This is a genomic window from Actinomadura spongiicola (genome assembly GCF_003432485.1).
Classification (GTDB): domain Bacteria; phylum Actinomycetota; class Actinomycetes; order Streptosporangiales; family Streptosporangiaceae; genus Spirillospora; species Spirillospora spongiicola.
The window spans coordinates 903,133-910,224 of the sequence record NZ_QVNQ01000002.1; the positions used below are offsets into that span (position 1 = coordinate 903,133).

The window sequence follows — 7,092 nt, forward strand, 5'->3', positions numbered from 1 at the left end:
CGCATGCGCGTCGACCCAGCGCTGGCCCCGTACATCGACGAGGCACGGGAACTCCTCGAACTGCTCCGCGCGTTCCCCGCGACCGACTTCGGCTCGACGGCGGCCATCGAGAAGGTGCGGACGCAGCTGGAGGACGCCCGGGAGGAGCCGCACCTGCCGGTCCGTGAGGTGCGGACGCCCGGCGGCGTCCCCATCAGGATCATCTGCCCGGACCGTTTCGACGCCGTGTACCTGCACATGCACGCGGGCGGCTGGATCGTCGGCTCGGCACGCGCCTCCGACGCGGCCAACGCGCGCCTCGCCGCGGAGTGCGGCGTCGCGGTCGCGAGCGTCGAGTACCGGCTCGCGCCCGAACACCCGTACCCGGCGGCCCTGGACGACTGCGTGGCCGCCGCGCGGTGGCTGGCGGAGAACGCGGAGACGGAATTCGGCACGGACCGCCTGCTCGTCGGCGGGGAGTCGTCCGGTGCCACCCTCGCCGCCCTCACCCTGCTGCGGCTGGGCCCGGAGGCGCGGTTCTCCGCCGCGAACCTCGCGTTCGGCTGCTACGACATGTCCATCACCGTGCCGAGCCAGCGGCACGCCGTCGGCACCCCCCTCATCGACCTGAACTATCTGAGGACCACCCGCCCGTTGATCTTCCCGGGGCTGGACGAGGAGGCGCGGCGGTCCCCGGAGATCTCCCCGCTGTACGCCGCGCGGCCCGACCTGGCCGGTCTTCCCCCGGCGCTGTTCAGCGTCGGCACGGAGGACCCGTTCCTGGACGACTCGCTGTTCATGGCGGCGCGGTGGGAGGCGGCCGGGAACGAGGCGCGCGTGGACGTCTACCCGTTCGCGCCGCACGTGTTCACCGACATGCCCACCAAGATGGCCGCCGCCGCGAAGGACCGCATCCACGCCTTCGTCCGCGAACACGCCACCTCCGACTGAGACGGCTCGGGTCGGCGGGGGCGTCAGATGGACATGCCGCCGTCGACGGGCAGCACGACGCCCGTGACGTAGTGGGCCTCGTCGGAGGCGAGGAAACCGGCGGCGGCGCAGATGTCCTCGGGCGGGGCGAACCGGCCCGCCGGGATCAGCGACCTGAGCTGGTCGCCCGCCCGCTCCGACAATGAAGTGATCATGCGGGTCTCGGCCACCGGGGAGATCGCGTTGACGGTGGTGCCGAACCGCACCAGCTCCTTCGCGGCGGTCTTGGTGAGCCCGATGACCCCCGCCTTCGCCGCCGCGTACGCGGCCTGACCCACATTGCCGTGCAGGCCCGCGTACGACGTCACGTTCACCACCCGGCCCCGGCCCTGCGCCCGGAAATGCGGGACGCAGGCGCGCATGAACCGGAACGTGCCGCCGAGATGCACCGCCTGGACCGTCTCCCAGTCCTCGTCGGTCAGCTTCCACAGCACCCGGTCGCGGAGCACGCCCGCGTTGTTGATCAGGACGTCGACGCGGCCGGTGTCGGCGACGACGTCCAGCACGACCCGCTCCACGTCGGGGGAACGGGTCACGTCGGCCCGCGCGATCCGGGCGCCGTCCAGGTCGTGCGCCGCCTGCTTGATCGCCTCGGCGTCCCGTCCGACCAGCCACACCACCGCGCCCGCGGCGTGGAAGTAGCGGGCCAGGGCCAGCCCGATCCCGCGGCCGGCGCCCGTCACGATCACGGTGCGGCCGGTGAAGTCATGCGTCGTCGTGGCCATCGGGCCGTCCCCCTGTCCGCGCGGTCACCGCGCCATGAGAAAGTCGTCGGACCCCGACCAGCGGACCAGCGCGGCACCGAAACTGAGCCCGCCGCCGAACGCGACGAGCAGCGCCCGCTGCCCCGGCCGGAGGCGACCGGAGTCCTCGGCCTCGCGCAGCACGAGGGGAACGGACGCGCCGGACGTGTTCCCGAAACGCTCCACGTTCGTGAGCGTCTTGGCGTACGGCTGCTCCAGGGCGTCGAGGATGCCGTGCACGAGACGCAGGTTCGCCTGGTGCAGGGCGAAGAAGTCCACGTCGTCGAGGTCGAGGTCCGCCTTCGCGGCGAACTCGCGGACGAAACCGGGAACCGACCCCAGCACGAACTCGCGGATCTCCCGTCCCGCCATGGTGGTGAAGTTGTCACCGAACCCGGAGACCTTGGGACGGCCGTCCGCGCCCGTGCGCGCCTCGCGGGCCGCGTACACCGAGAAGTACCGCGACGAGTCCGTGCCGAGCGCGACGGGCCCGATGCCCGACCCGGGCCGCGTCGGCTCCAGCAGGTAGCAGGCCGCGCCGTCCCCGAAGATCACCCCGACGGTCCGGTCCTCCGGGTCGAACAGCCGGGTGCTGACGTCGGTCAACACCACGGCGACCCGCGGATACTCCCCGGACTCCACGTACCGGCGGCCGACGTCCAGCGCGTACACCGCGCCGGGACAGCCGCCGCTGTTGACGTCGAACGCCGGCGTCCGCGGCAGCCCCGCCTTACGGGTGATCGCGGCGGCGGTGAAGGGAAGCAGATGGTCGGGCGTGTACGTCCCGCAGATGACCATGCTCAGCTCGTTCGGGTCGAGCCCGGCCCGGTCGCAGGCGTCGACCAGCGCCCGCACCCCCAGATCCGACGACCACTCGCCGGAGGCCGCGAACCGCCGCGACTCGATCCCGATGCGTTCCCGGATCCACGCGTCGCTCGTCGGCAGCCGCTCCACCAGCTCGCTGTTGGGGACCACCCGTTCCGGAAGGCACCGGCCGATGGCGCGGATGCCGACCCCGTACCGGCGTTCGGACGAAGCACCTACCACTGGTCCACTCCTGCTCTCTGGGCGGCTAGACGGGATTGATCTGGAAGAGCGGGAAGTAGGTGCTGAGCCGTCCCGCCGCGTAGTCGTCGGCGAGCCGGGGAACCTCGTCGAACGGGTAGACCGCCGCCGGATCGATGTCGGCGATCCAGCCGGTCTCCTCCTGGAGGTCACGGATCTCCGCCGAGTCCTGAAGCCGCCAGACATGGGTGTGGACGTGCAGATGCCGCCTGATGCACTCGGCCGCCCGCAACGTCGTCGTGCTCATTCCCTGCTTCCAACCACAGGTCGTCAGCACCCCCTGCCGCGCGAGCGCCTTCAACGTGGCCCGGTACAGCGGCGCGCCAATGTTGTCGATGAAGACCGCCGCGCCGGCCCCGCCGCTCAGCTCCCCGATGATCCGCAGGAACTCCTTCTCGGACACGCGGTGCCGCGACATGTCCCCGGCCGGTTCCGCCGGGCGGGCCAGATGCGGGAACAGCCGCCGGTCGACCGGGGTGATCCCGTGCTCGCGCAGCATCGCCAGCCGCTCGTCGGTACTGGCCGTCATCGCCACCCTGAACCCGGCCCGCCGGGCCAGCAGCAGCTCGGCGAACGTCACCCCGCCGCCCCAGCCGAATACTAGATGCTCCGCCGGATCCGCGTCCGGCAACTGCGCCTGCCAGCAGCGCAGCGCCGTCCGCCAGTTGTCCCAGGCCGTGAAGTACCGCGCGTACGCCGCCCACTGCGGAAGGGAATGGGCGCTGCCCTCCGGCACCGGCAGCAGGATCTCCGCGTCGATCCTGGTGCGCTTGGCCAGCAGACCGACCGTCCCGGGCATGTCGTAGGCGTAGACGAGTTCGGCGTAGCCGTGCCTGTCGCACTTCCCGAAGGGCATCACCATGCAGACGTCGCCCTCCCGCAGCCTCCGCGCCCCCGGCGACGACCCGGGACGCAGCACCCGCACGACACCGAGGTTCCCGATGACGACCGAGTCCTCGCCCCGCGCCCGGCACACGTCGATCGGGCTCCGCGCCAGCGCGTGGTCCAGGTTGGCCTCCCACGAGCCGTAGAGCGGCTCGACCAGCACCTCGCCGTCACGCGGGTCGCCGAGCGCGAACGTCTCGCGGCTGAGCACCTCCCCCGCCGGGCGGGCGCCGCCGTCGCCACCCGATCCGGCGTGGAGGACCCACGCGTCAGTCGTGCGCATCCGATGCCCTGCCGTTCTTCGATCTCACGGAACCGAATTCCTTTCGGTAATGGTCGCGCGGCCCGCAAAAGGCGTCCTTAGGTCGCGCCAAAGCCACCGACCCGGAACCGCGTCACAGCTCGCTGTCGATGAACTCGAAGATCTCCTCGTCGCTGGCCGACTCCAGGACCGCCGCGTCCACGGCCCCCGGCTCCGCCGACCCGTTTCCACCGCCGAGCCGCCTCATGATCGCCTGCAATCGCAGGACGACCTCGCCGCGCGCCTCCGGCGCCGGGAGCACGCCCGAAACGCTGGCCTCCAGCCTGCTCAGCTCCGCCATCAGGGCGGCGTGCCCGTCCGCCTCGGCGGGCGCGAGTTCGGCCCGCAGGTACTCCGCGAGCGCCGCCGCCGTCGGATGGTCGAACACCAGCGTCGTCGGCAGCCGCAGCCCGGTCGCCGCGCCCAACTGGTTGCGGAGCTGGACGGCGGTGAGCGAGTCGAACCCGAGGTCGAGCAGCCCCCGATCGGCGTCGATCGTGCCGCCGGACGCGTGCCCGAGCACCTGGGCGATGTTCGTGCGAACCAGATCCAGCAGCAGTCGACGCTGCTCCGGCTCCGCCCGCCCGGCCAACCGCTCCCGCCACGCGGCGGCCGAACTCGCCGCCTCCGCCGCGGAGGCCGCGCGCCGCCGCGGCGCACGGACCAGCCCGCGCAGCGGCGCCGGAACCATCCCCAGGCCCGCCTGCCCGCTCAACGCGGCCGTGTCGATCCGCAACGGAACGACATGCGGACGCCCGAGACCGATCGCGGCGTCGAAGAGCGCGAGGCCCTCGTCGACCGAGAGCGGACTGATCCCGGTACGGCGGAGCCGGGCGAGATCAGCGTCGCCGAGGTTCTCACCCATTCCACTGGCGCTGTCCCACAGTCCCCAGGCGATGGAGGTGGCGGGGAGGTTGTTGGTGTGGCGGTGGTGGGCGAGTGCGTCGAGGTAGGTGTTGGCGGCGGCGTAGTTGGCTTGTCCGGGGTTGCCGAGGGTGCCTGCGGCGGAGGAGAACAGGATGAACGCGGCCAGGTCGTGGTCTTGGGTTAGTCGGTGCAGGTTCCAGGCGGCGTCGACCTTGGGTCGTAGGACGGTGTGGAGTTGCTGGGGTGTGAGTGCGGTGATGGTGGCGTCGTCCAGGATTCCTGCGGCGTGGATGACGGCGGTCAACCGGACGCCGTCGAGTAGGTCCGCTAGGGCGTCGGGGTCGGTGGTGTCGCAGGCGGTGATGGTGACGTTGGCGCCGAGTTGGGTGAGTTCGGCGGCGAGGTCGTGAGCACCAGGTGCGTCGGGGCCGCGGCGGCTGGTGAGCAGGAGGTTACGGGCGCCGTGCCTGGTGATCAGGTGCCGGGCGACCAGAGCGCCGAGGGTTCCGGTGCCGCCGGTGATAAGGACGGTGCCGTCGGGGTCGAGGACGGGTGCCTGCCGCTCACTGGTGGTGGGGACCAGGCGGGGCACGTGGAGGGTGTTGTTGCGGATGGCGAGTTGGGGTTCGCCGGTGGCCAGGGCTGCGGGGATGAGGTCTTTGTTGTGGGGTTGGTCGGTGTCGATGAGGGTGATGTGGTCGGGGTGTTCGTTTTGTGCGGTGCGCAGTAGGCCCCAGGTGGTTGCGGCGGGTAGGTCGTGGATGGGGTCGTCGGGGGTGGTGGCGATGGCGTGGTGGGTGAGGATGACCAGATGGGTGTCGGGGTTGTTTTGGATGAGGGTGAGGGCTTGTTCGGTGAGGGCGTGGACGTGCTCGGGGTCGTGGGGGCCTTCGCCCTCGGCGCGCAGGGTGACAATCTCCGGCTCGGACGCGTCGTCGGTGGCGGTGGTGGTGGGGGTGGGGATCTCCACCCACTCCAACTGATAAAGCGGATCACGGCTGCTATCTGGGGTGCCGAGCTGCGCCGGGTCGATCGCGCGAGTCGCGACCTCCTCGATGGTGGCGACAAGGTCGTCCGCCGGATCGACGATGGTGAGGGCGAAAGTGTGCTGACCGGTCGGGGTGATCCGCACCCGGACCTGCGTGGCCCCCACGGCGTGCAGCCGTACGCCGGTCCATGCGAACGGAAGCCCCATCTCGCCTGTGCTGACCGCAGCCTGAGCGAGTGCATGCATGACCGCGTCCAGGAGAGCGGGATGCGCTGTGTAGCCGTTGGCGGATTCCTCGTCGGGCAGGTGGACGTCGGCGTAAAGATCGTCTCCGTCCTGCCAGACCGCTCGGAGTCCCTGGAACACCGGGCCGTAGTGGTAGCCCGCCGCGGCTAGATCCTCGTAGAAGCCACTGACATCGATCGGCGTGGCTCCGGGCGGAGGCCAGGCGGTGCCGAGGGTGGATGTCTGAGCCGGTTCGCTGCTGGAGGCAAGGGTGCCGCTGGCGTGCCGGGTCCAGGGGTGGTCATCCCCATCGGCAGGCCGAGAGTGGATGGTCAGCGCACGGCGGCCGTCCCCATCGGGTGTGTCGGCGAAGACCTGAAGAGCCACTGCACCGGTGTCGGGGATTACCAACGGCGCTTCGAGCGTCAGGTCCTCAAGGAGAGTGCATCCCGTCTGTTCCCCAGCCCAGAGAGCGAGTTCCACGAATGCGGTTCCGGGCAGGAGCACCGTCCCCATGACGGAGTGGTCTGCCAGCCAAGGATGGGAGTGACGCGACAGCTTGCCCGTGAGTACCACGGTGGCCGTCTCGGCGAGTTCCACGGTGGCGCCCAGTAGAGGATGGCTTGCCGCGCCCAAACCGGCGGCACCGACATCGGCACTACCGTCTGCCCTGTCCAGCCAGTAGCGGCGGCGTTGGAAGGGGTAAGTGGGGAGGGCGATGGTCGGGGTTTTGGGGAGGACGGTGTTCCAGTCGACAGTGACGCCTTGGGTGTGTGCGGTGGCCAGGGCGGTGACGATGGTGTGGGTTTCTGGTTGGTTGCGGCGTAGGAGCGGGATGCCGGGTTGGTCGGTGAGCGCGGACAGGACCGCGTCCGGGCCGAGTTCTAGGTAGGTGGTGACGTCGTGTTCGGTCAGAGTGGTAGCGCCCGCGTGGAAGTTGACGGGTTCGCGGATGAGGCGTGTCCAGTAGCCGGGTGAGGTGAGCTGTTCGACGGTGGCTACGGTCCCGGTCAGGTTGGACACGATCGGGATCGTCGGCGGATGGAACT

Annotated in this window: 5 protein-coding genes; 1 reads left to right on the top strand and 4 read right to left on the bottom strand. The window is 70.7% G+C overall.

Annotation, left to right across the window (positions count from 1 at the left end):
• The first annotated feature begins 3 nt into the window (after positions 1–3).
• Entirely contained in the window at positions 4–930 is a 927-nt protein-coding gene (locus D0T12_RS08685; protein ID WP_117398906.1) for an alpha/beta hydrolase, read from the top strand.
• A 23-nt stretch (positions 931–953) separates the two neighbouring features.
• On the opposite strand, the gene D0T12_RS08690 is transcribed toward D0T12_RS08685, so the two are convergent.
• The 4 genes from D0T12_RS08690 to D0T12_RS08705 form a co-directional block, all read right to left on the bottom strand.
• Positions 954–1,694, bottom strand: a complete 741-nt coding sequence (locus D0T12_RS08690) for an SDR family NAD(P)-dependent oxidoreductase (protein WP_117398907.1) — start codon at positions 1,692–1,694, stop codon at positions 954–956.
• Positions 1,695–1,718: 24 nt separating this feature from the next.
• On the bottom strand, positions 1,719–2,759 hold the full coding sequence (locus tag D0T12_RS08695) for a 3-oxoacyl-ACP synthase III family protein (RefSeq protein WP_117398908.1): 1,041 nt from the start codon (positions 2,757–2,759) through the stop codon (positions 1,719–1,721).
• A 25-nt stretch (positions 2,760–2,784) separates the two neighbouring features.
• Entirely contained in the window at positions 2,785–3,945 is a 1,161-nt protein-coding gene (locus D0T12_RS08700; RefSeq protein WP_117398909.1) for a zinc-binding dehydrogenase, read from the bottom strand.
• 112 nt (positions 3,946–4,057) lie between these two features.
• A partial coding sequence (locus D0T12_RS08705) for a type I polyketide synthase (protein WP_117398910.1) occupies positions 4,058–7,092 on the bottom strand: 3,035 nt, incomplete at its 5' end.

Excerpts from the sequence above, each read along its gene's own strand:
- D0T12_RS08700 (WP_117398909.1), bottom strand. The coding sequence starts at position 3,945 with ATGCGCACGACTGACGCGTGGGTCCTCCACGCCGGATCGGGTGGCGAC.
- D0T12_RS08690 (WP_117398907.1), bottom strand. The coding sequence starts at position 1,694 with ATGGCCACGACGACGCATGACTTCACCGGCCGCACCGTGATCGTGACG.
- D0T12_RS08685 (WP_117398906.1), top strand. The coding sequence starts at position 4 with ATGCGCGTCGACCCAGCGCTGGCCCCGTACATCGACGAGGCACGGGAA.